This is a genomic window from Mesorhizobium sp. M4B.F.Ca.ET.017.02.2.1 (assembly GCF_003998955.1).
GTDB lineage: Bacteria > Pseudomonadota > Alphaproteobacteria > Rhizobiales > Rhizobiaceae > Mesorhizobium > Mesorhizobium abyssinicae.
The window spans coordinates 1-20,682 of sequence record NZ_RZOF01000075.1 but is presented as its reverse complement, the minus strand read 5'-3'; the positions used below and the strand labels follow the sequence as shown (position 1 = coordinate 20,682).

Annotated in this window: 24 protein-coding genes, 1 tRNA gene and 1 pseudogene; 13 read left to right on the top strand and 13 right to left on the bottom strand. The window is 63.3% G+C overall.

Annotated features, from left to right (window positions below; all coding sequences use genetic code 11):
- Positions 1 to 82: 82 nt before the first annotated feature.
- From EN738_RS12190 to EN738_RS12170, 5 genes are all read right to left on the bottom strand, one after another.
- Positions 83 to 979 (bottom strand): ankyrin repeat domain-containing protein, encoded by an 897-nt coding sequence (locus EN738_RS12190; protein WP_127283887.1) that lies wholly within the window; start codon positions 977 to 979, stop codon positions 83 to 85.
- Between the two features lie 447 nt (positions 980 to 1,426).
- Positions 1,427 to 1,513: transfer RNA gene (locus EN738_RS12185), tRNA-Leu, on the bottom strand.
- A 110-nt stretch (positions 1,514 to 1,623) separates the two neighbouring features.
- Positions 1,624 to 2,025 (bottom strand): hypothetical protein, encoded by a 402-nt coding sequence (locus EN738_RS12180; RefSeq protein ID WP_127283886.1) that lies wholly within the window; start codon positions 2,023 to 2,025, stop codon positions 1,624 to 1,626.
- A gap of 351 nt (positions 2,026 to 2,376) precedes the next feature.
- Complete coding sequence (locus EN738_RS12175) at positions 2,377 to 2,577, bottom strand: DUF1127 domain-containing protein (protein WP_127283885.1); 201 nt, start codon at positions 2,575 to 2,577, stop codon at positions 2,377 to 2,379.
- 206 nt (positions 2,578 to 2,783) lie between these two features.
- On the bottom strand, positions 2,784 to 3,362 hold the full coding sequence (locus EN738_RS12170) for an NUDIX domain-containing protein (RefSeq protein ID WP_127283884.1): 579 nt from the start codon (positions 3,360 to 3,362) through the stop codon (positions 2,784 to 2,786).
- Between the two features lie 153 nt (positions 3,363 to 3,515).
- Here EN738_RS12170 and EN738_RS12165 point away from each other — a divergent pair, with 153 nt between their 5' ends.
- The 3 genes from EN738_RS12165 to EN738_RS12155 all read left to right on the top strand — a co-directional run bounded on the left by EN738_RS12165 (position 3,516) and on the right by EN738_RS12155 (position 5,245).
- Positions 3,516 to 4,619: an NADH:flavin oxidoreductase/NADH oxidase gene (locus tag EN738_RS12165; RefSeq protein ID WP_127283883.1), complete on the top strand. Its 1,104-nt coding sequence runs from the start codon at positions 3,516 to 3,518 to the stop codon at positions 4,617 to 4,619.
- Positions 4,620 to 4,694: 75 nt separating this feature from the next.
- The gene (locus tag EN738_RS12160; protein WP_127283882.1) at positions 4,695 to 4,973 is read left to right on the top strand and encodes a DUF982 domain-containing protein; all 279 of its coding nucleotides are present in this window, start codon (positions 4,695 to 4,697) and stop codon (positions 4,971 to 4,973) included.
- A 32-nt stretch (positions 4,974 to 5,005) separates the two neighbouring features.
- On the top strand, positions 5,006 to 5,245 hold the full coding sequence (locus EN738_RS12155; RefSeq protein WP_127283881.1) for a DUF2188 domain-containing protein: 240 nt from the start codon (positions 5,006 to 5,008) through the stop codon (positions 5,243 to 5,245).
- A 160-nt stretch (positions 5,246 to 5,405) separates the two neighbouring features.
- On the opposite strand, the gene EN738_RS12150 is transcribed toward EN738_RS12155, so the two are convergent.
- On the bottom strand, positions 5,406 to 6,395 hold the full coding sequence (locus EN738_RS12150) for an alpha/beta hydrolase (protein WP_127283880.1): 990 nt from the start codon (positions 6,393 to 6,395) through the stop codon (positions 5,406 to 5,408).
- A 134-nt stretch (positions 6,396 to 6,529) separates the two neighbouring features.
- On the opposite strand from EN738_RS12150, the gene EN738_RS12145 reads away from it, so the two are divergent.
- From EN738_RS12145 to EN738_RS12125, 5 genes are all read left to right on the top strand, one after another.
- The gene (locus EN738_RS12145) at positions 6,530 to 7,273 is read left to right on the top strand and encodes a competence/damage-inducible protein A (protein WP_127283879.1); all 744 of its coding nucleotides are present in this window, start codon (positions 6,530 to 6,532) and stop codon (positions 7,271 to 7,273) included.
- A 100-nt stretch (positions 7,274 to 7,373) separates the two neighbouring features.
- The gene (locus tag EN738_RS12140; protein WP_127283878.1) at positions 7,374 to 8,207 is read left to right on the top strand and encodes a universal stress protein; all 834 of its coding nucleotides are present in this window, start codon (positions 7,374 to 7,376) and stop codon (positions 8,205 to 8,207) included.
- A gap of 144 nt (positions 8,208 to 8,351) precedes the next feature.
- The gene (gpt, locus tag EN738_RS12135) at positions 8,352 to 8,852 is read left to right on the top strand and encodes a xanthine phosphoribosyltransferase (RefSeq protein WP_027145490.1); all 501 of its coding nucleotides are present in this window, start codon (positions 8,352 to 8,354) and stop codon (positions 8,850 to 8,852) included.
- A gap of 203 nt (positions 8,853 to 9,055) precedes the next feature.
- Positions 9,056 to 9,544, top strand: a complete 489-nt coding sequence (locus EN738_RS12130; protein ID WP_127283877.1) for an NUDIX hydrolase — start codon at positions 9,056 to 9,058, stop codon at positions 9,542 to 9,544.
- Between the two features lie 104 nt (positions 9,545 to 9,648).
- Entirely contained in the window at positions 9,649 to 9,960 is a 312-nt protein-coding gene (locus tag EN738_RS12125) for a PilZ domain-containing protein (RefSeq protein ID WP_127283876.1), read from the top strand.
- Positions 9,961 to 10,059: 99 nt separating this feature from the next.
- Here EN738_RS12125 and EN738_RS12120 read toward each other — a convergent pair whose 3' ends face one another.
- The 3 genes from EN738_RS12120 to EN738_RS12110 all read right to left on the bottom strand — a co-directional run bounded on the left by EN738_RS12120 (position 10,060) and on the right by EN738_RS12110 (position 14,751).
- A complete protein-coding gene (locus EN738_RS12120) occupies positions 10,060 to 11,865 on the bottom strand; it encodes an ABC transporter ATP-binding protein (protein ID WP_127283875.1) in 1,806 nt (601 codons plus the stop codon).
- A 411-nt stretch (positions 11,866 to 12,276) separates the two neighbouring features.
- On the bottom strand, positions 12,277 to 13,953 hold the full coding sequence (locus tag EN738_RS12115; RefSeq protein WP_127283874.1) for an NAD+ synthase: 1,677 nt from the start codon (positions 13,951 to 13,953) through the stop codon (positions 12,277 to 12,279).
- Between the two features lie 84 nt (positions 13,954 to 14,037).
- On the bottom strand, positions 14,038 to 14,751 hold the full coding sequence (locus EN738_RS12110) for a DNA-3-methyladenine glycosylase I (protein ID WP_127283873.1): 714 nt from the start codon (positions 14,749 to 14,751) through the stop codon (positions 14,038 to 14,040).
- Between the two features lie 90 nt (positions 14,752 to 14,841).
- Here EN738_RS12110 and EN738_RS12105 point away from each other — a divergent pair, with 90 nt between their 5' ends.
- Positions 14,842 to 15,402, top strand: coding sequence for a DUF1003 domain-containing protein (locus EN738_RS12105; protein ID WP_127283872.1), 561 nt, complete (start codon positions 14,842 to 14,844; stop codon positions 15,400 to 15,402).
- Entirely contained in the window at positions 15,402 to 16,013 is a 612-nt protein-coding gene (locus tag EN738_RS12100) for a DedA family protein (RefSeq protein WP_127283871.1), read from the top strand. The genes EN738_RS12105 and EN738_RS12100 overlap by 1 nt, the downstream gene beginning before the upstream one ends.
- A gap of 2 nt (positions 16,014 to 16,015) precedes the next feature.
- On the opposite strand, the gene EN738_RS12095 is transcribed toward EN738_RS12100, so the two are convergent.
- From EN738_RS12095 to EN738_RS12085, 3 genes are all read right to left on the bottom strand, one after another.
- The gene (locus EN738_RS12095; RefSeq protein ID WP_127283870.1) at positions 16,016 to 16,615 is read right to left on the bottom strand and encodes a hemerythrin domain-containing protein; all 600 of its coding nucleotides are present in this window, start codon (positions 16,613 to 16,615) and stop codon (positions 16,016 to 16,018) included.
- Between the two features lie 40 nt (positions 16,616 to 16,655).
- Complete coding sequence (locus EN738_RS12090) at positions 16,656 to 17,015, bottom strand: diacylglycerol kinase (RefSeq protein ID WP_126054317.1); 360 nt, start codon at positions 17,013 to 17,015, stop codon at positions 16,656 to 16,658.
- A 111-nt stretch (positions 17,016 to 17,126) separates the two neighbouring features.
- On the bottom strand, positions 17,127 to 17,555 hold the full coding sequence (locus EN738_RS12085) for a GFA family protein (RefSeq protein ID WP_127283869.1): 429 nt from the start codon (positions 17,553 to 17,555) through the stop codon (positions 17,127 to 17,129).
- Positions 17,556 to 17,874: 319 nt separating this feature from the next.
- Between EN738_RS12085 and EN738_RS12080 the strand changes: the two genes are divergently transcribed.
- From EN738_RS12080 to EN738_RS12070, 3 genes are all read left to right on the top strand, one after another.
- Positions 17,875 to 18,945 (top strand): diguanylate cyclase, encoded by a 1,071-nt coding sequence (locus tag EN738_RS12080; RefSeq protein ID WP_127283868.1) that lies wholly within the window; start codon positions 17,875 to 17,877, stop codon positions 18,943 to 18,945.
- A 102-nt stretch (positions 18,946 to 19,047) separates the two neighbouring features.
- Complete coding sequence (locus EN738_RS12075; RefSeq protein WP_189340687.1) at positions 19,048 to 19,431, top strand: MbcA/ParS/Xre antitoxin family protein; 384 nt, start codon at positions 19,048 to 19,050, stop codon at positions 19,429 to 19,431.
- Positions 19,391 to 20,158 carry an RES family NAD+ phosphorylase gene (locus EN738_RS12070; RefSeq protein ID WP_127283867.1) on the top strand — a complete coding sequence of 256 codons (768 nt, stop codon included), beginning with the start codon at positions 19,391 to 19,393 and terminating at the stop codon, positions 20,156 to 20,158. The genes EN738_RS12075 and EN738_RS12070 overlap by 41 nt, the downstream gene beginning before the upstream one ends.
- Before the next feature lie 88 nt (positions 20,159 to 20,246).
- Here EN738_RS12070 and EN738_RS12065 read toward each other — a convergent pair.
- Positions 20,247 to 20,682 (bottom strand): annotated as a pseudogene (locus tag EN738_RS12065) (hypothetical protein); the annotation flags it as partial.

The window sequence follows — 20,682 nt, the reverse complement described above, 5'->3', positions numbered from 1 at the left end:
CACCAGGGCAATCCGGAGCGCCTTTTTCGATCCCGAACTGACCGAGAGGCCGGGCCGGGATCGTGCTGGAGGCACGACGGGCTCAGGGTAGCGGGGTTGGCTTGTCACTGAGTGTGCGCAAGTAGGCGATCAGGTTGACCCGTTCAGTCTCGTCCGGAACACCAGGCATCTCCATGTAAACGCCTGGGGTAGTGACCATGGGCTCAAGCAGATATTTGTTCAGGTCCTCGTACGTCCACACGCCTTCCCAGGCCAGCAAAGTGTCGGAATAACGCATTTTCGTCATGGAGGCCTTGTCGCGGCCGACGACGCTCCACAGGTTCGGCCCCGTCTTGGTCCCTCCCTGTGGCTCGACATTGTGGCAACCGGCACATAGGTGGGTGAAGGAGGTTCGGCCTTTCTCAATATCGGCAGTGGCCAACTTCATCGAGATCGGGGATGGCGTTGGCAAGACGACGCCGTGCGCCATGAGATAGTCAGCGATTTCGCGCAGCCCCTTGAATCTTGCCAGATGGATGGGTGTCTTGCCGTCCTTTGTCTTCGCATTCACGTCCGCGCCGGCCTCGACCAGTGCCTTCACGCAATCGAGGCAACCGAGATTGACCGCGATGTGGATCGCGCTTTCGCGGCTGCGCTTCGAATTTGGATTTGCGCCTCCGTCCAGCAACAGTTTGATCAAGTCGATCCTGCGTTTAGCCAAAGCCGGCATCAGGGCAGGACCCAAAAGCGGTGTCGGGGCGGCGTTGACGTCGGCACCGCGATCCAGGAGCAGTTTGGCCGCCGCGAAATGCCCACCCTTGACCGCGAGATAGAGTGGTGTCGCCTTCCCATCACTCTCATCGACGCCGGCACCTGCGTCGAGCGCCGCCGTGATCCCCGCCACGTCGCCCTTCGTGGCGGCGTCGTGGATAGCGGCGGCATGCGTTACAATCGGTATGTGCAAAAGCACCAATGGAAGCAAAAGCAAAACGTGGCGCATTCGCTACCCCCTTGTGACAAACCGGAGGACTGGGCACGCTTTGAGAAGGGCAGAGTTTAGTGCGAATGCTTAATCGCGACAAGGTTACTTAAGCGACTTCTAACGGACGGAACCGGGACTTTCGCGAGTGACGAGAGAGGGCTCGCAACCGGAAGCTGATTTTCGAGAGGCGTTAGAGCAATCCCAAAAAGTGCCTGGAGGTCTCCCGTCCGGAATTGCTCAGTTCCAAGGTCATCTCGGATAAAAAGAGGCCGGCGCCTGTTGGGCGGGGGGCTTTGGGGTAAGACGCCGGCCTGGGCGGATCAAATCCGCCGCCAGATGAACTTAGCGACATGAGCGCAGAGCGTAATTCCGTGATCGCACCAGTGCGCTGGTGCGGACGACGGAATCGAACCCGTACGATCAGAGATCGAGGGATTTTAAGTCCATTTTCTCCCACATTCTGCCTGGTGCGGGCGACGGGGGTCGAACCCGTAAGTCACTGAGGACGCAAGATTTTAAGTCTTGTGCGGTTACCAGTTTCGCCACGCCCGCTTCCGAGGCATGTGGGATTTTTCACGCTTTTCCCACGTGATTTCCCACGCAATCTTGAAGTGAGAAAGCGTGATTACCTCATCCTAACGGAAACCGCCACCGCGCGAACGTCACCCTGTCGTGGCGCCGCTTTGAGTGTCACAAAGCTCGATGACATAGTCGAGATTAATAAGGTCAAATGCTATCTTCTCGTCCAAAGTATCGTTTAAGCGATCTGCGGCAGCCTTGGTGAGCGGGAACCCGCCGACAATGGAACGGCCCTGTCCCCGCTTTAGCACACGTCTTGCGTCGTCGGTCGTTATCGGTAGCCGACGTGTCCAAACCACCGCCGCTGTCATCTTATCGAAGCAATCCAAATACCACCCGTAGCGGCTGTAATCTGGGTTATCGAAATCGACGTGTTGATTGGGTTCTTGTCGCGTCATGCTGCAAGCATAGCGAGGCAATGTGAGACCCTGCAATGGGTTGGAACCAGCATTTCGGCTCCGGTACCAATCGTCAGATTTTTTCACCACTAGTTCCGTGGCAGCATCATTTGTCCCACAGAAATTCCCACATTATCCGTTGCGCGCTGCAAAGGTCGCGCGTGTGCGATGATTGCGTCTATGCATACGAAACACCGAGAAGAAACAGTGGGTTAGTGGGTGGATTTGGCACCGTTTGGCACCAAATATCCCTCTTGCCGTTCCGCGCCCGCTCTCATCGCAGCTTCGATCGCCGCTGCCGCGCCTTCGTCCGGCTTCTTGAAGAGGTGGCGTAGACCGAAAGCGTGACCACGGGTGATGCATGCTCTGGCCGGCGGCTAGTTGCAACAACGTCGAGGCCACCCGCGATTAAGGCGGAAGCATGGGTGTAACCCCACCCTAATGGCTGGACTGCCAGCGCATGGTCTCGATGTCGTCACGGGAAATCCCGATGTCGCTGAGAATGTCGTCCGGGGACTCGCTCAGTTCGTCCGTTGCCTTCAACTGCGCCTTCTGATCGGCTCGGCGACCGAGCCAATCGACAAGGGGACCAACTACGACAAGAGGAAGGGTTACAAGCATAGGAAGGTTGACAAGCATCGGAGTGCTCCCTTCACCGCTGCAGAAAAACTACGCCGTGCAAGCTAGGCCAATGCGTGAATGCGTCTGTGACAAAATTCACAGAGCGCCGGCCATGTTGGCCGGGCTTTTTCCATGGCGCTCTTCTGAAGTACGCTTTCCTTAGTTAACCGCCCTCGTGCCGAGGCGAAGGGTGCAGACGCCGGAACTTGGGGCTGGCAGGCGCCTCAGGCCGGTATCGGATATAGTTTCAGGTGCTGGATCAGGATGATCGTCTTGGCATCGACGATGCTACCGTCGGCGATGCCGGCGAGCGCCTCGTCGAGCGTCATCTCCAGGACCTCGATGTCCTCGCCCTCTTCCGGCGCGCCGCCGCCGGCCGAGATACGGTCGGCCGGCGAGTAGCGCGCGACGAAGAACCAGAGCCGCTCGGTCACGCTGCCTGGGCTCATGTAGGGCGCGAACAGCCTCTGGACGTCCTTCAGCCGGTAGCCGAGTTCTTCCTCCGCCTCCTTGCGGATGCAGGTTTCCGGGTCGTTCTCGTCGAGCAGGCCGGCGCAGGCCTCGATCAGCGGCTCATGGTGGCCGGTGGCATAGGCCGGATAGCGGAACTGCCGCACGAGCAGCACGGTCGAGCGCGATGGATCGAAAGGCAGGATCACCGCGCCGTCGCCGCGATCGTAGGTCTGGCGGATCTGCGTCTCCCACTGCCCGTCGCGGCGGCGATAGTCGAAGACCGTCTTCTTCAGGACCGCCCAATCGTCGGAAAGCACCTCTTCCGAGCGGATGCGAATGCGATCTTCCATGATGAACTCCTTGTGCCGGCGCCATGGCGTAGCCGCGAACCGGCGTTCATGCAATCCGGGCGGCGATTGGGCCAGACCAAGGTTTCACCGCCTCGTGTCTGGTGCGTGCCGGTGCCCTCGCCTAAATAAGCATCCCCTGCCGGAGTTCTTTTCATGACCTCATCGCTTTTCCAGCCGATCACGCTTGGCGGCCTCACCTTGCCCAACCGCATCGCCGTGGCGCCGATGTGCCAGTATTCGGCTGAAGACGGATCCGCCAGCGACTGGCATCTCTATCATTGGATGAACCTTGCCATGTCGGGCGCCGGCATGGTCACCGTCGAGATGACCGACGTCGAGCGGCGCGGACGCATCTCGCATGGCTGCCTCGGCCTCTATTCCGACGACAACGAGGCCGCTGCCCGGCGCACGCTGGACGCGGCAAGGCGCGTCGCCGCGCCCGGCACGAAATTCGGCACCCAGCTTGCCCATGCCGGCCGCAAGGCTTCGTGCCAGCGGCCGTGGGAGGGCGGCGGGCCGCTCAAGCCCGACCAGGATCCCTGGCCGATCGTGTCAGCCTCGGCCATCGCCTACGACACAGGCTGGCAGGTGCCGCACGCCCTGGAGGAAGACGAGATCCTGCGCATCATCGAGCGTTTCGCCGATGCGGCGAGGCGCGCCGAACGCGCCGGTTTCGACTTCATCGAACTGCACGCGGCGCACGGCTACCTGATCTTCCAGTTCCTGTCGCCGCTATCCAACCGGCGCACCGATCGCTGGGGCGGTTCGCTTGAGAACCGCATGCGCTTCGTCATAGAGATCGCCAGGGCGGTGCGGAAAGCCGTGCCAAAGCTGATGCTCGGCGCGCGCCTGTCGGTCAAGGAATGGGTCGATGGCGGCTTCGATGTCGAGGACGCCATCGAGGTGACCAAGGCGCTGAAGGCCGAGGGCATCGCCTATCTCTGCTGCTCGAGCGGCGGCAATTCCCCCCTGCAGCAGCTGCCGTCTGGGCCTGGCTACCAGGTACATCTGGCGGAAGCGGTGCGAAAGGGCGCCGGCATCCCGACGCGAGCCGTTGGGCTGATCGACGACCCGAAGCAGGCCGAGGCGATCGTTGCTGACGGCCAGGCCGATATGGTGGCGCTGGCGCGCGCCTTCCTCGCCGATCCGCGCTGGGGATGGCGCGCCGCGGCGACCTTCGGCCAGGAGATCCATCCCGCGCCGCAGCTTGCCCGCTCGGTGACGACGATGCGGCACTGGATGAAGGCGGCGAGCTGACCACCTCGCTGAGACGTTTGGGCGCAGCCCGGAAGACACGATTGCAACCAATTTGGCTGCTTTGCGTTTGCGGCCATGATGGACAGCAAACCCTTTGAAAAGCCGGTGGTGGTCGAACTCGGCCATGTCGGCAAATATCGCCAGATCCGCAGCACCAGGGAAGCAGCGGAGTGCCTGATGACGGTTTGGCCGCTCAAGCGCGGCCCCCGCCATCGTGATGCAGTCGACACTTGCCTGAAAGTGCTGGAAGGATATCGTTCAACCGCGGATGCGCGCCGGGCCTTGATCGAAGCGGCCAAGGAATCGGAAGTGCTGGTGCCCGACGACCGCTTGCCCGACGATCGGCTGCATTGAGCAAAAAGGGGCCTTTTCAACCGGAGGACTTCATGGCGAAGCTGACTTACAAGATCGTCGAGCACGATGGCGGCTGGGCCTACAAGGTCGGCTCGACCTTCTCGGAGACGTTCCCCACCCACCAGGACGCGCTGCGCGCCGCCGAGATCGCTTCGGCCGAGCAGCAGATCGCCGGCACCACGGACGGCATCCAGTACGAGGACGCCGAAGGCAAGTGGCACGATGAACTGGCCGATGGCAGGGACCGGCCACAAACCGAAGTTTCCGATTAGCATCTATTCCTGGGCGGCTCTTGCCGCAGCGGCCGCGGATGCCCGCGAGGGCATCCTAGCCAGCCACTTGGAAAGCGCGCGGTCTGCTACTTGCCGCAATACTGATCGTTGACATTCTGCCCGGCATTGGCATCGGGTCCCGGCTAGCCCGCTTCGGCGTTCAGTCGATGGCTGAGAGGCTCTTGGTGGCAAAGGCGCGCGCGGCAATGCGCTTGATGAAGGCGGTGACGCGCTCCGGATCGATGAATTGCGGCATGTGGCCCAAACCGTCGACGGCCTCGAAATCGAGCCCTTTGAGCCTGTCCCGCATCGGTTCGCCATGTATAGCCATGCCAATGACGCGGTCGGCGGTGCCGAACAGAATGCCGGCAGGCATGGCGATCTCGCCATAGCGCTGCTCGATGCGGCCGAGATCCTGTTCCACCGCAACGACGTCGGTCGAGGTCGCATGGAAATGGGCGGGCCGCAGCCCAAGCCAGCCGCCTCCTGCGGTCATATAGTCACCGGGAACGGCCTGCGGCGCGAAGATGAACCTCATTGTCGGCTCCGCGTATTTCAAACTCAACGGTATCGCCACCGTATACGCCATGATCCGGCGCAGCAGTCGCGAAGGAACGTAAAGCAAGTCGAATTTCTGGCGCGCCCTGGTTTCCAGATGCGTCAGGGGTGCCAGCAAGGCGATGCCAGAAATCGTCCCGGGGTGCTCCACCGCCAGCGTCAGCGCGATCGCGCCGCCCAGCGAATGACCAACGACCAGCGGCTTTTCCAGCCCGAGCCTGTCGATGAAGCGCCGCACGATTTCGGCCTGCTCGGGCAGTCGCCCCGTGGCGTCGCCAGCCCGCACCGAATGGCCGGAGCCCGGACGGTCGAGCGCGATCAGGCGATAGCCCGGGCCGAAGCGGCCGAATAGCGTGTGGCGGAAATGATGGAGTTGCGCGCCGAGCCCGTGCAGGAAGACGATCGGCCTGCCCTCGCCTTCCTCGACATAATGGATGCGGTTGCCGTCGATCTCGACGAATTTACCGCGCGCCGGTACCAGCCTCTCGGCCTTGGCGCTGATCCACCATGTCGCCAGCACAAGGCCGACAACTACGGCAACAGCGAGCAGGAGCAGGCCACCGAGCAGCCAGGACAAGATCGACAGCAGCATTTTTCCTCTCACTGGCAACGCAGGCAGCTTACCTGCCGCAGATGTCGCCGCAAGGCGCCGTGGCATAGTGCTGGCGCATTGCCGGCGCTCCGTCGCCGCGCTATCTCAGGCGACCCTGTTTGCCGGAGCCTGTCATGCCTGAAATCGTCACCGCCGCCATGCTCGTCATCGGCGACGAGATCCTGTCGGGTCGGACCAAGGACAGGAACATCGGCCACCTCGCCGACATCATGACGGCCATCGGCATCGACCTCAAGGAAGTCCGCGTCGTTCCCGACGAGGAGGACGAGATCGTCGCCGCGGTCAATGCCGTGCGCGCCCGCTACACCTATGTCTTCACCACCGGCGGCATCGGCCCGACGCACGACGACATCACCGCGGATTCGATCGCCAAGGCATTCGGCGTGCCGTGCGAATATGACACCAAGGCCTATGCGATGCTGGAGGCGAGCTACGCCGCGCGCGGCATCGAATACACCGAGGCGAGGAAGCGCATGGCGCGCATGCCGCGCGGCGCCGACCACATCGACAATCCGGTGTCGATCGCGCCAGGCTTTCGCATCGGCAACGTCCATGTCATGGCCGGCGTGCCGGCGATCTTCCAGGCTATGCTCGACAATGTCGTGCCGACGCTGAAGGCGGGCACCAAAATGCTGTCGGCGACCGTCCATTGCCCGTTCGGCGAAGGCCTCATCGGCGGCCCGCTGGCCGACATCCAGAAGGCGCATCCCGACACCATCATCGGCTCCTATCCGAAATATGGCGACGGCAAGTTCTGGACCGAGCTCGTCGTGCGCGCCCGCGACGAGGAGGCGCTGGAGGCCGCGCGCAAGGATGTCGAAGCCATGGTTGCCGGCTTCGCCGCTGCTGCCGGCTGATCTGGCGATTGCGGCTCCCGGTCGGCCCGGAACCAAGCACGGCACTGTGACGTTTCCTTGGGCGCGCGCCGCATTGCGCCGACACGTTGAGGGACCCAGCATGCGCTTCAAGACCATCGTCGCCATTTTGCAGAACGAGCAGGACGCCGAGCGCGTGCTCGCTTGCGCCATCCCGCTTGCCGACCGCTTCCAGAGCCATCTCGTCGGCATCCATGCCGAAGCGCTGCCCGTTCCCTACACCTCGGCCACCGGCTTTCCGGACACCGAATTCCTGCAGGTGTCGGCCGAGATGAACCGCGAGCGCGCCGACAAGCTGGAGGCCCTGTTCCTGAGGCGAATCGAGGAGTCCGGCCTGTCCTTCGAGTGGCGGAGCCTCGAGAGCTTTTCCGGCGACAGCGCGCTGACCGGCATTTCGACCGTCCGCGCCGCCGACCTGATCATCGCCGCGCAGCGCGACACCGGCGGCGACCCGGGCGCCGACGTCGACACGCTCGTCTATGATGCCGGCCGGCCGGTGCTCGTGGTGCCGCATGAAGGGCCACTCCTTACAACTTTCAAGCGCGTGCTCCTGGCCTGGAACGGCAGCAAGGAAGCCGCACGCGCCGCCTTCGACGCCCTGCCCTTCATCAGCGAGGCCGAGAAGACGGACATATTGATCATCGATCCGCCTGAGTCGCTGGACGAGACCCCGGAAGCCGCCGGCGCCGAAATCGCCGCGGCGCTTTCCAGGCACGGTGCCACCGTCAGCGTGTCGGTGCAGAAGTCGAACGGCGCTTCCGTCGACGACCTCATCCAGACCCGCATCGCCGAGACCGGCGCCGATCTGCTCGTGCTCGGCGCCTACAGCCATTCCTGGCTGCGCCAGCTCTTGTTCGGCGGCGTGACGCGCACGGTGCTGCGCACCGCGCCGGTGGCAGCTTTCCTGTCGCGATAATCCCGACAAGCAAAGCGCGCGGGCTTAAGTCCACAGGCATGGCTTGTTGCGAGCTTGCCAAAGCCGGCATTTTCCCGCTAATTCCGCCTGCATTCCCTTGGATATCGTCACGCGCCTGGTCGCGTGCTGCGGAGTGCGTGAAAAATGTCCCTTCCCGAAAAAGCTTTCCCGGTCTCCTGGGACCAGTTCCACCGCGATGCCCGCGCGCTTGCCTGGCGGCTTGCCGGCGCCAGCAAGGGGCAGTGGAAGGCGATTGTCTGCATCACCCGCGGCGGCCTTGTGCCCGCCGCCATCATCTCGCGCGAGCTCGGCATCCGGGTGATCGAGACGGTCTGCGTCGCCTCCTATCACGACTACACCAGCCAGGGGCAGTTGCAGGTGCTGAAGGAGATCACGCCGGCGCTGCTCGCCGATGATGGCGCCGGCGTGCTGATCATCGACGACCTGACCGACACCGGCAAGACCGCGGGCATCGTGCGCGCCATGATGCCCAAGGCGCATTTCGCCACCGTCTACGCCAAGCCGAAGGGGCGGCCGCTGGTCGACACCTTCGTCACCGAGGTCAGCCAGGACACCTGGATCTATTTCCCCTGGGATATGGGCTTCACCTACCAGAAGCCGATCGCTGACGATCACGCCGGTTGATCGGTCATTTTTTCCACTGAAACGGTTCACGACGCATTTTTTTGCTGCGCATGAAATGCGCGCCGCAAGGCTATTTCACGCAATCGACTTTTCTTGGTGGAATTCAACAAGTTCCTGTGAAGTTTTTTACTTTTGTCGCGTATGATCGGAGGTAAGATTCGTGAGGCAACGAACGAGTTCGAGGGCTGGGGCTAGCTTCTCCGATGCTGACAAGGCCAACGACGCATAACCATTTGGCCGAAAGAGTCAGGCGACTCTTCGGCAGCGCGCCTTGCCGCCTGCAGGTTGCCGCCCTGCCCTGGCGCGAGGCCGAAAATGGTGTCGAGATCATGCTGATCACCAGCCGCGACACCGGCCGCTGGGTGCTGCCCAAGGGCTGGCCGGAGGCCAAGGAGCCGCTTAGCGAGGCGGCCGCGCGCGAGGCCGGCGAGGAAGCCGGATTGCGCGGCACCGTCTCCCATCTTGAAGCCGGCCGGTATTTCTACGCCAAGGTGCTGGCTTCCGGTGAGGAAGTGCCTTGCGAGGTGCTGGTCTACCCGTTGCGGGTCGACCGCATCGCCGACCGCTGGAAAGAAAAGCGCGCGCGCACCCGCAAATGGGTGAGCTCCGCCGAAGCTGTGCGCATGGTCAACGAGCCGGACCTCTGCCAGATCATCGCCTATTTCTGCGCCGACCCGCACAAATTCGCGTGAGTTGGCCACCAAACGCCATTGCCGGCGGGCAAGGCTTTGGCGTGGGCATTGCCGTACGCAAGGATGGCCCCTAGATTCGATTCGGCTGCCTTGGCGTTTTGGTGATGACGAATACCGCACGACCCCTCGAGGACAATTCCGACGATCTTCGGCGTAAGCACCGACAGCGTGTGCTCAAGGGCGGCTCGATCATCACCGGCATCCAGAATTCCGAGATCAGCTGCACCTTGCGCAACCAGAATGACGGCGGCGCCGAGCTGAAGGTCGCGCCGGACGCCCACGTTCCCGATCGCTTCCTGCTCTACGTGCCGGTCGACGGCGTCGCCTATCGGTCTGAGGTCCGCTGGCGCCGCAACGACCGCGTCGGCGTCCAATTCAGCGGCACCGAGCCGAAGCCGAAGCTGCACTACGGCTGATCGCCGTCGCCCAGGCCAGGTCTCGCCGGACCGGGTCGTTCCTCTCCGTATCGAAATAAAGGGCACCCCGGACCGGGACGGCACGGAATGCCCTTCGCCTCAGATCACCAGGCCCTTGGTCAGTTCGAGCGCCTGGCGCTCGAACAGGCGGCGGTAGATGCCGCCGTTCAACCGGATCAGCTGGTCGTGCGAGCCCTCCTCGATGATGCGGCCGCGATCGAACACCAGCAGCCGGTCGAGCGCCCTGACCGTCGACAGCCGGTGCGCGATGACCAGCGTCGTGCGGCCGACCATCAGCCGCTCCATCGCCTGCTGGATCAGCACTTCCGATTCCGAATCGAGGCTGGACGTCGCCTCGTCGAGGATCAGGATGCGTGCATCGGCGAGGAAGGCGCGCGCTATCGCCACCCGCTGCCGCTCGCCGCCCGACAGCTTCACGCCACGCTCGCCCACCAGCGTGCCATAGCCTTTCGGCAGGTCGCAGATGAAGTCATGCGCGCTCGCCAGCCGCGCCGCATGCTCGATCTCGGCCTGCGTGGCGCTGGGCCGGGCATAGGCGATGTTCTCGGCAAGCGACCGATGGAACAGGATCGGCTCTTGCTGGACGATGGCGATCTGCGCGCGCAGCGATGCCTGCGCCACCTCGGAAATATCCTGGCCGTCGATCAGGATCCTGCCGGCGTTCACGTCGTAGAGGCGCTGGATCAGCTTGACGAAGGTCGTCTTGCCCGAACCGGAATGGCCGACCAGTCCGACGCGCTCGCCGGAGGCGATCTCGACCGAGAAATCGCGATAGAGCGGCAGCCGGTGGTTACCATAGTGGAAGGTGACCCTGTCGAACCTGATGCGCCCATCGTTGATGCGGATCGGCCCGGCCGCCGGCCGGTCCTCGATGCCGAGCGGTTCGGCCTGGAAGTCGACCAGTTCCTCCATGTCGTTGATCGAGCGCTGCAGATTGCGGATATGCGTGCCGATATCGCGCAGATAGCCTTGCAGCACGAAGAACGAAGTCAGGACGAAGGCAACGTCGCCGGCGCTGGCCTGCCCCCAGGCCCACAGCATCAGCGCCAGACCGATGACGGCGGTCCTCAGCAGCAGAAGCATCGTGCCCTGCGTGGTGCCGTTGACGGTGCCGCGCACCCAGGTGCGGCCCGTGCGGGCGCGCCATTTGGCGACGACCCTTGCAAGCCGCGCCTCCTCGCGCGTCTCGGCGCCGAAGCCCTTGACCACGGCATTGCAGCTCACCGCATCGGCCAGCGACCCGCCAAGCCGCGTGTCCCAGGTGTTGGCGAGCCGGGCGGCCGGCGCGACATAGCCAAGCGACAGCGTCGCCGTCGCCGTGATGAACAGCACCGAGCCCGCGGCGACCACCGCGCCCATAAGCGGCCAGAACCAGCCGAGCAGCAGCGTCGAACCGACGAGCATGACGACCGACGGCAAGAGCGCGATCAGGATTGTGTCGTTGAGCAGGTCGAGCGCCCACATGCCGCGCGTGATCTTGCGCACGGTCGAACCGGCGAAGCTGTTGGCATGCCAGTCGGTGGAAAAGCGCTGGACGCGATGGAAGGCGTCGGCCGCGATATCGGCCATCATCTTCAGCGTCAGCTCGACGATGGCCATGAAGGCGGCGTTGCGCAGCACGACGCCGGTCAGCGCCAGGGCAACCAGCATCAAGAAAGCCGAAATCGCCGCGTTCCAGGCGACGGCATCGGCTGCACTGCCATTGGCGACGGCGTCGACCAGCCGGCCGGAATAGAGCGGCGTCAGCACGTCGGCCAGCGTCGACAGCAGGAAGGCGCCCATGATTAGCGAAAGCCGCCACGGCTGGCGCCGCCAATGGCCGAGCGTGAAGCCGAGCACGCTGCGGAAAGCGTCGGCGCGCAGGTCAATTCGAAAACGAGCCATGATGTCATCCGGGCGCAAATGTGCCCGGTCCCGGTAAGATGGAATTGAGAAAAACCGCGTCGGCGCCAATCTGGCGCCCGGAATACGGAGGTTCAGCATAGTGGCGGCTCGCCCCAATGCGGGCGGCGACCGGCAGCGGCAAATGCCTGTCCTCGATCGAAGCTTGGTCGCGAAGGCAGGCCTTCGCGAGGCGCCGATCAGGACCTAGGCTTCGCGGCCTCGCATAACGATTTCAAATCGTGGCATTCGGTTCCTCCTGGTGGAGAATCGCGGAGACGTTCTTATAGAGACGCTCTTGCGCATCGCCAAGACAGACCGCGGGCGAATGCGCATCTGGTTCAAGCAGTGAGACGATTTTGCAACAACGGCCGGTTGTACCGTGGCTGCTCAGGCTGGGCAGGAAAAAAGCGCTTACCGCCCGTCCCTGAACCGGTTGGTGATCGGGTAGCGGCGATCGCGGCCGAAATTCTTTCGGGTGATCTTCACGCCCGGCGCGGCCTGCCGGCGCTTGTATTCGGCGATGTAGAGCAGGTGCTCGACCCGCGCCACCGTCGCCCGGTCATGGCCGCGCGCGACGATGTCGTCGACGCCCATCTCGTTCTCGACCAGGCACTCCAGAATGTCGTCGAGCACCGGATAGGGCGGCAGCGAGTCCTGGTCGGTCTGGTTCTCGCGCAGTTCCGCCGACGGCGCCTTGTCGATGATGTTCTTCGGGATCACCTCGCCGGAAGGACCGAGCGCGCCCGGCGGCACATGGCTGTTGCGCCAGCGCGACAGGGCGTAGACCTGCATCTTGTAGAGGTCCTTGATCGGGTTGAACCCGCCATTCATGTCGCCGTAAAGCGTGGCGTAGCCGACCGACATCTCGCTCTTGTTGCCGGTGGTGACGACCATCGAACCGAACTTGTTGGAGATCGCCATCAGGATGGTGCCGCGCGCGCGGCTCTGCAGGTTCTCCTCTGTGATGCCTTCCTTGGTGCCTTCGAACATCTGCGTCAGCGCGTGCAGAAAACCTTCGACCGGCTCGAAGATCGGCACGATGTCATAGCGGCAGCCGAGCGCGCGGGCGCAGTCCTCGGCATCCTTAAGCGAATCCTTCGAGGTATAGCGATAGGGCATCATCACGGCACGCAGCCGCTCCTCGCCCAGCGCATCGACGGCAAGCGCGGCGCAGATCGCCGAATCGATGCCGCCGGAAAGGCCGAGCACGACGTTCTTGAAGCTGTTCTTGTTGACGTAGTCGCGCAAGCCCAACATGCAGGCCCGATAGTCGGCCTCCTCCCGCTCCGGGATCTTCGACATCGGCCCTTCGGAGCAGGCCCAGCCATCCTGCGTGCGCTTCCAGGTGGTGACGTCGACCGCCTCCTCGAACTGGCTCATCTGGAAGGCAAGCGTCTTGTCAGCGCCTATGGCAAAGGAAGCGCCGTCGAAGATCAGTTCGTCCTGGCCGCCGAGCTGGTTGGCGTAGATCATCGGCAGGCCGCATTCGATGATTTGGCGGATGACGACCTGGTGGCGGATGTCGATCTTGGCGCGGTAATAGGGCGAGCCGTTCGGCACCAGCAGGATCTCGGCGCCGCTTTCGGCCAGCGTCTCGCAGACGGCGACCTCGCCCCAGATGTCCTCGCAGATCGGAATACCGATGCGCACGCCGCGGAAATTGACCGGTCCCTGCAATTCCGGCCCGGCCTGGAAGACGCGTTTCTCGTCGAATTCGCCGTAGTTCGGCAGATCGAGCTTGTAGCGCTCGGCGAGGATCTTGCCGCCATCGGCGACGATGATCGAATTGTGCGTGCCGCTCTTGCGCTTCAGGGGCGTGCCGATGATGACGCCGGGACCACCATCGGCAGTGTCCTTGGCGAAATCTTCCGCGGCCTTCTCACAAGCCTTCAGGAAAGCCGGCTTCAGCACCAGATCCTCCGGCGGATAGCCGGCGAGGAAGAGCTCGGTGTAGAGCACGATGTCGGCGCCCTGTCGGGCGGCGTCCGCGCGCGCCTCGCGCGCCTTGGCGAGATTGCCGGCGACGTCGCCGACAGTCGGATTGAGCTGGGCGATGGCGATGCGCAGGATGTCGGGCTTCTTGGTCATGCCTGCGGGTTTAGCGCGGCAAATTTCGCCCGGCAATGGCGTTCGCTTGGGCCACTATGCCCAGCGGGCCAATGTCGCGAAATCCTATTCGCCCATATATTCTCGCAGGGCTTCCGGCGAGTGGTTCTCGCCGATCGACATCGAAAGTATTCGGGAAATGTGCCGGCGCGGCAGGCCGGTTTCAGTCGACCATTGATTGATCTGCGCCTGGATCTTGTCGAGGTCCCGCTTCGAGGTCGGGTTCTCGGCGATGTCGATACCGGCATCGCGCAGCGCCGCCGCCATGTCGGTCGAGACGATGAAGGTGTCCCACTCCAGCCAGCGCAGGAAATACTGGCCGGTGTTGCCGCCAAGCCGGCTGCCATGCTTGCCAAGCCAGGCGGTCAGCCCGACCTGGTCGTCGGCCGGCCAGGCGGCGAGGAATTTGCCGAAGCCGCCATGCTCCTTCGCCACGCGCTCGACGAAGGCGGCATTGTCGCGGACGGACCTGATCTTCTGCGGATTGCGCACGATGCGCTTGTCGGAGGCCAGTTCGTGCCAGAAATCGTCGGGCTGGAACAACAGCCGCTTCGGCTCGAAGCCGAGGAAGGCCTCCTCGAAACCCGGCCACTTCTGCTCGATGACGCGCCAGACGAAACCGGCTGCGAAAATGCGCTCGGCCATGGTCGACAGGATGCGGTCATCCCCGATCTTCGCCACGGCCTTGTTGTCGGGCATCGGCCCGAGCAGCGATTGAAGCGCTGCTTCCCCGCCCTTGCGCTTCGCCGCGCGGGCGCGGATTTTCTGGAAATCGGCCATGGGTATCCTCGCGGGTTCGCGTCAATGTAACACTTCCCGTTCGGGCCGGCAGCCTCTACCTCTATGCAAGCTTTCATGACGGAGGGCGACATGAACAAGACAATCGATGACCTGGCCAACCGCTGGCTCAAACGCCGGCTGGATGGCCTCGGCCAGATCGAGAGCCGGGTGCTGCAAAGCGCGCTCGATCGCACCACCATCTCGAAGGACACAAACAAGGCCGTCGCCTTTCACCAGACATTCGGCGACCGCGTCGCTGACACCATCGCCCGCATCGGCGGTTCATGGTCGTTCATCCTGACCTTCGTCGCCTTCCTGATCCTGTGGACCTGCGGCAATGTCTGGCTGCTGTCGCGCGCCGCCTTCGACCCCTACCCCTTCATCTTCCTCAACCTCGTGCTGTCGATGATCGCAGCACTGCAGGCGCCGGTGATCATGATGTCGCAGAACCGCCAGACCGAGCGCGACCGCATCGACGCCGCCCACGACTATGAGGTCAACCTCAAGGCCGAGATCGAGATCATGGCGCTGCACGAGAAGCTGGACGAACTGCGCCACAGCGAGCTGATAGGCATGCGCGACGAGATCGTGCGGCTGGCCGAGCAGGTCAGACGCATCGACGAAAAGCTGTCGGCGCGACAAAGCCCCTGATGACCGAGGCCATCCATCACTTCATCGAGCAGTACGGGCTGGTCGCGGTCTTCCTGGGCTGCGTCGCCGAAGGCGAAAGCGCTGCCATCCTCGCCGGCTTCTTTGCCCATCAGCATGTCTTCGTGGCCTGGCAGGCTTTCCTGGCTGCGGCCATCGGCGCCTTCGCCGGTGACACCTTCTTCTTCATCCTCGGCCGCAGCTTCGCCGATCATCCCTATGTGCTCAGGCTGAAGGCGCGGCCAGGCTTCAGCCATGCCTTCCGTCTCGTCTCCTCCCATCCCAACATCTTCGTGCTTTCGAACCGCTACATCTACGGCATGCGCCTGGTCGGCGGCGTCGCCGCCGGCTTCGCCAGCATCACAGTGACGCGCTTCGTCCTCCTCAGTGCCATCTCGTCGCTGGTCTGGGCGGCGCTGTTTTGCACGGTCGGCTACGTCTTCGGACTGGGCGCCGAACGCATCGTCGGCCAGGCGCTGGCGCGTCACGAACGGCTGCTGACCGCGCTGGCGATCGGCCTTGCCGTCGCCATCCTCGCCTGGTTCCTGGCCCATAGCGTCGCCAAGAAGGAGCGCGCCAACGACGCAAGGGATGGTCAGAGCGAGGCCAAATAGGCTCAGTCGATGTCGGTCTCGGCGTCGAGCGCGCTGTCGCCACGGTCGAGGATCAGCGGGATGATCAAATCCTCTTCGTCGGCCAGATGCCTTGTGAGCATGGCGATCAGCCGGCTGTTCTCATCGGCATAGGCATCGGCGGCAAAGCGCTGTCTGTCCTCGCTCTCCTGCAGCGTTCGGATGAAGGCATTCGCCGCCTCGGCATTGCGCTCCAGCCCCTCGTGGATGGTGTGATGATCGGCATCGAGGATCTCGAAGCCGCGCTTCAACCGGGGCTCGGCCTTGGCGAAAGCCGGAAAGTACTGATAGTCCTCGACGTTGTGGTGGCCGTCGAGATTGCCGAGGAAATGGTTCAGCCGCGGCGCGAACCAGCGCGCGAAGTCAGGCGCTGTCAGCCTGCCCTCGCGATAAATGCCAATGCCGTCGGTGAGCAAGCCGCCGAGCTCGCGGAACATGTCGTGCCGCCCAAGCCACATATTGGCGAGGCCATGAATATTGCCGTGGCCCTGCCAGGTCTCGCGCGGATATTTTTGTGTCAGCCAGCGCAGATCGTCCGGCAGGCCGGCTCGCTCGAGCAACAGAAAATCAGCGGCGTCCGACATGACAGTCTCCTTTGGTAACCGTCATGTAGGAAGCGCTATACTAGATCGGTAGTCCCGTGATGCGCTCGATAATGGCGATGCCCCAGACGCCGGCTACGATCACCACCGAGATCAGCACCGCCAGCGAACCGCAATCCTTGGCGAGCTGGATGTCGACATTGAACTCGCGGCTGAAGGCGTCGCAGGCAGCCTCGATGCCGGTGTTGAGCACTTCGACCATGATCAGCAGCAGCACCGCGCCGAGCAGCAGCGCGTAGCCGCGCCACGACACCGAGATGAACCAGCCCGCCGGCAGGGCAAGGGTGAGCAGCATCAGCTCCTGCTGGAAGGCTTTTTCGTGGGCAGCCAGCTTGCGGAACGCCCGCACCGAGTTGAAGAAAGCATCGATCAGCCGCTGCATGCCCAAATCCCCTTTCCGAGTGACCGGCAGGGGATATAGCAACGGCTGGATCAATGGAATAAGGCAGTGCCGCCAAAAATCACGCGCTCTGCCGCTTTGCTCGCTTGCCGGTCATTCGGCGGCCTCACCGGCGACCTTGACCGAGGGCGACGATTTCTCGAACTGCGGCAGCCCGTCGTCGATCGAATAATAGTCGCCCTTGTCGCCAACGAAGATATGGCTTTCCCCGGCAAGTCCGGACGGCCTGTCGAAGGCGCCGGCCATGATCGAAATCTGGTCCAGCTCGTTGTGCTTCCAGAACAGCAGCGAGCCGCAGATGCGGCAAAATCCGCGTCTGGCGACATCGGACGCGCCATACCAGCTGAGCACCTCGGCTCCCTCTATGTCGACATCGGCATCCTTGGCCGATGTCGCCGCGACGAAATGGCCGTTCTGCCTGCGGCATTGCGAGCAGTGGCAGTAGACGACACCGCGCAGGGCTCCCCTCGTCCTGAAGCGCACCGCTCCGCACAGGCATGCTCCGCTGTGTTTTTCGTCCATCCCGGTCTCCTTCGAATTCCTCTCGCGCTGGTGGCAGGATTCCAGTTTTGCGCCCGCCGGGCACCGGCAAATGCGACACCGGCGGGACGTGTTTCGCCCTGCACCTGCATAAGGGGCTATTACATCCTGAGGTAGAGAAAACCGTGCTGAAATCCGTCCTATTAAGGAAACTTTAGCGCGCTCGCATCTATGGTCGTTACGAGTGAAGGTCGTGAGCGGGGACGCGATACTTCTCGTGTCTGGCATTTCCGGTCGCACTCCCCTCATGGCGACACCGGCACGCGCAGGTCTGCGGTGGTTCTTGAGGAGTGAACAGAACATGCAGCCGGCTTTCGTTCCAAATGACAGGAACACCGACATTGCGAGCACCGTCGTGGCGACGATGCGCCAGCTCGGCGTGCTCGGCCTGCCGCGCAACTACGAGATCTTCTACGAGGCGCTGAGCGGCAGCAATCACGAACTCAGCCTGGCCGTCGTCTCGCTCAGCAACCGGCCGACCCAGGAGGATCTCGACCGCATCGGCCGTACCTTCTTTGCCCAGCATCATGGCCCCGGCATCGTCGAGCACGCGCGCGACGTCATCGCCAAGGAGCTCGAGGACATTGCCTCGCTCTTGCGCAGCGAGCGATCCCACATCGAAAAATACGGCCGCATCCTCGACGAGACGTCGAGCGGGCTCGGCAACCGCAGCATGCTGTCGCAGGACCTGCTGCAGAAGATCGTCACCGCCATGTCGGCGGCCACCAACTCGACGATCGACCATGGCAGGCAAGTGGCGAGCACGCTCAGCGAAAAGACCGCCGAGCTCGAGAGCGTCAAGTCGAAGCTCGAGGAGTACAAGCGGCTCGCCGACACCGATCCCTTGACGCAGGTCTGGAACCGCCGCGCCTTCGACAAGGAAATCACCAGGATCTACAATTCCAACAAGGGCATCCTGTTCAATGCCCTGATCCTCGCCGACATCGACCGTTTCAAGGACATCAACGACCGCTTCGGCCATCCGGTCGGCGACAGGATCATCCAGATCATCGCCGAGATCTTCCAGACCAGCATTCGCGGCGACATGTTCGTTGCCCGCACCGGCGGCGAGGAATTTGCCCTCATCGTCGAGGGCGCCAGCGAGGATACTACCTTCGAGATCGCCGAGCGCATCAGGACGCTTATCGAGCAGACGCCGTTCACCAGCAGCCAGACCGGCACCAATTACGGCACGGTGACCGTGTCGATGGGCATTTGCATGGCGTCCGAGGCCGAAAGCCCCGAGGACCTCTACACCAAGGCCGACCGGGCGCTTTATCGTTCGAAGGTCGGCGGCCGCAACCGCGTGACCAGGCATTCGGCGATGGCTGCCCGCGCCGGCAAGAGCTGGCTGCTCTACAAGAAGGACTGAGTTTTCGTGCCGATCATCGGCCTGCCCGCGAAAAATGTTTCGCGGCAATCCCTTTCCATGTGAATTTTTGTAGCCTATATTTTCCATGGAAAGGAGCACGCCATGCCATCCGTGCAACCTCATATCGCCAGCGGCACGGCCGAAAACGCCGTCGTCACCAAGGCCACGTTGCGCGCCGCCGAACTGCTCGACGTTACAGCAAGGGTGCTGGCGTCGGTCATCGGTGTCTCCGAAGCCACGGTTTCGCGCATGCGCAAGCAGGATTTCCTGCTCGAGCGCGGCACCAAGCCGTTCGAGCTGGCCGTCCTGTTCGTCCGGCTGTTTCGTTCTCTCGACGCCATCGTCGGCGGCGACGAGGGCATCGCCCGGGCCTGGCTGAAGAACGCCAACACGGCTTTCGACGGCGCCCCGATCGAGAAAATCCAGACGATATCAGGACTTGTCGATGTCATCGCCTATCTGGACTCCCGACGCGCTCTCGTCTGAATCCATCCGGCTCGAAGGCAAATACTGGCGCATGGTCGAGGCGCAGCACCGCGTCTCGACGCTGAAGGTCGTCGACACGCTGGACGAGCAGGCCCTGCTGGAAGAGCTGATCGAGGAGACCAAGCCGCAGATCCCGCTCGAATGCCGGCACCTCCATTATCTGCTGGCGACGCCCTTTCGCTACGGCTCGGTCTATCCGCATGGCTCGCGCTTTCGCCGCGCCGGCCGGACCAGGGGCGTCTACTATGCGGCGGAGACCATGTTCACGGCTGTCGCCGAGATGGCGTTCTACCGCTTGCTGTTCTTCGCCGAATCCCCTGACACGCCCTGGCCGCGCGACGCCGCCGACTACACCGCATTCGCCGCCGCCATCAAACGCGCCGCCGCCATCGACCTGATGAGGCCGCCGCTCGATCGCGACGCGGCCGCATGGACGCATCCGACCGACTACGCCGCTTGCCAGGCCATCGCCGATGTCGCGCGCGAAGCCGGGCTGGAGGCGATCCGCTACCGCTCGGCGCGCGACCCGAAAGGCGCCAACATCGCGCTGTTGACGTGCAAGGGTTTTGCAAAAGCAAAGCCGCTGGAGCCGCAGACCTGGCGCATCCGCCTCGGCGCCTTCGGCGTGCAGGCGATCTGCGAGTTTCCGGAGAAGCGGATCGAATTCTCCAGGGCGGCCTTCACCGATCCGCGGCTTGCCGGGCTGCGCTGGGAACGTGGGCGCTAGAGCATGATCCCGAAAACTGGGAACCGGTTTTCGGAAAAGATAATGCTCCAACAAAGAGTTGGACGATCCAACGAAACGCCCTCCTGATCTAAGCCAATATGTTCACGGCCCGCGCCGCGACCAGTGCGATTGTCAGCAGCGAGATCAACGCCTCCGCCATCATCAAGAGCTTGGCGCGCTGGGTAAGCGGCAAGGTGTCGGTCGGCGAGAATGCCGTCGCGTTGGTGAATGCCAGGAAGGCATAGTCGACGAAGCCGGGCAGCCAGCCGCGGATCTCGCGGTCGGGCAGCGTCATCTGCGGGAACAGGAAATCGGCCTGCGCGCGCTTGACCAGCCCGCAGGTCGGCGGCCCGCCGCGGTCCGTGCTCCAGAACCACAGCGAGAAGACGATGACGTTGGTGACCCAGATGTTCAGCGCATCGACAAGCAGCGTGCTGCCGGCGCCGGCATGGCCTTCGAGCAGCGCCCTGACCAGGAAGACCAGCGCCCCGCAGTTCATGACGCTGATGACGCCGGTGAGGACC

Excerpts from the sequence above, each read along its gene's own strand:
- EN738_RS12110 (WP_127283873.1), bottom strand. The coding sequence starts at position 14,751 with ATGGCCGATTTCCAGAAAATCCGCGCCCGCGCGGCGAAGCGCAAGGGC.
- EN738_RS12175 (WP_127283885.1), bottom strand. The coding sequence starts at position 2,577 with ATGCTTGTCAACCTTCCTATGCTTGTAACCCTTCCTCTTGTCGTAGTT.
- EN738_RS12170 (WP_127283884.1), bottom strand. The coding sequence starts at position 3,362 with ATGGAAGATCGCATTCGCATCCGCTCGGAAGAGGTGCTTTCCGACGAT.
- EN738_RS12115 (WP_127283874.1), bottom strand. The coding sequence starts at position 13,953 with ATGACCAAGAAGCCCGACATCCTGCGCATCGCCATCGCCCAGCTCAAT.
- EN738_RS12165 (WP_127283883.1), top strand. The coding sequence starts at position 3,516 with ATGACCTCATCGCTTTTCCAGCCGATCACGCTTGGCGGCCTCACCTTG.
- EN738_RS12145 (WP_127283879.1), top strand. The coding sequence starts at position 6,530 with ATGCCTGAAATCGTCACCGCCGCCATGCTCGTCATCGGCGACGAGATC.
- EN738_RS12100 (WP_127283871.1), top strand. The coding sequence starts at position 15,402 with ATGACCGAGGCCATCCATCACTTCATCGAGCAGTACGGGCTGGTCGCG.
- EN738_RS12090 (WP_126054317.1), bottom strand. The coding sequence starts at position 17,015 with ATGCAGCGGCTGATCGATGCTTTCTTCAACTCGGTGCGGGCGTTCCGC.
- EN738_RS12190 (WP_127283887.1), bottom strand. The coding sequence starts at position 979 with ATGCGCCACGTTTTGCTTTTGCTTCCATTGGTGCTTTTGCACATACCG.
- EN738_RS12155 (WP_127283881.1), top strand. The coding sequence starts at position 5,006 with ATGGCGAAGCTGACTTACAAGATCGTCGAGCACGATGGCGGCTGGGCC.
- EN738_RS12150 (WP_127283880.1), bottom strand. The coding sequence starts at position 6,395 with ATGCTGCTGTCGATCTTGTCCTGGCTGCTCGGTGGCCTGCTCCTGCTC.
- EN738_RS12085 (WP_127283869.1), bottom strand. The coding sequence starts at position 17,555 with ATGGACGAAAAACACAGCGGAGCATGCCTGTGCGGAGCGGTGCGCTTC.
- EN738_RS12095 (WP_127283870.1), bottom strand. The coding sequence starts at position 16,615 with ATGTCGGACGCCGCTGATTTTCTGTTGCTCGAGCGAGCCGGCCTGCCG.
- EN738_RS12140 (WP_127283878.1), top strand. The coding sequence starts at position 7,374 with ATGCGCTTCAAGACCATCGTCGCCATTTTGCAGAACGAGCAGGACGCC.
- EN738_RS12105 (WP_127283872.1), top strand. The coding sequence starts at position 14,842 with ATGAACAAGACAATCGATGACCTGGCCAACCGCTGGCTCAAACGCCGG.
- EN738_RS12075 (WP_189340687.1), top strand. The coding sequence starts at position 19,048 with ATGCCATCCGTGCAACCTCATATCGCCAGCGGCACGGCCGAAAACGCC.
- EN738_RS12120 (WP_127283875.1), bottom strand. The coding sequence starts at position 11,865 with ATGGCTCGTTTTCGAATTGACCTGCGCGCCGACGCTTTCCGCAGCGTG.
- gpt (WP_027145490.1), top strand. The coding sequence starts at position 8,352 with ATGTCCCTTCCCGAAAAAGCTTTCCCGGTCTCCTGGGACCAGTTCCAC.
- EN738_RS12130 (WP_127283877.1), top strand. The coding sequence starts at position 9,056 with ATGCTGACAAGGCCAACGACGCATAACCATTTGGCCGAAAGAGTCAGG.
- EN738_RS12080 (WP_127283868.1), top strand. The coding sequence starts at position 17,875 with ATGCAGCCGGCTTTCGTTCCAAATGACAGGAACACCGACATTGCGAGC.
- EN738_RS12070 (WP_127283867.1), top strand. The coding sequence starts at position 19,391 with ATGTCATCGCCTATCTGGACTCCCGACGCGCTCTCGTCTGAATCCATC.
- EN738_RS12125 (WP_127283876.1), top strand. The coding sequence starts at position 9,649 with ATGACGAATACCGCACGACCCCTCGAGGACAATTCCGACGATCTTCGG.
- EN738_RS12160 (WP_127283882.1), top strand. The coding sequence starts at position 4,695 with ATGATGGACAGCAAACCCTTTGAAAAGCCGGTGGTGGTCGAACTCGGC.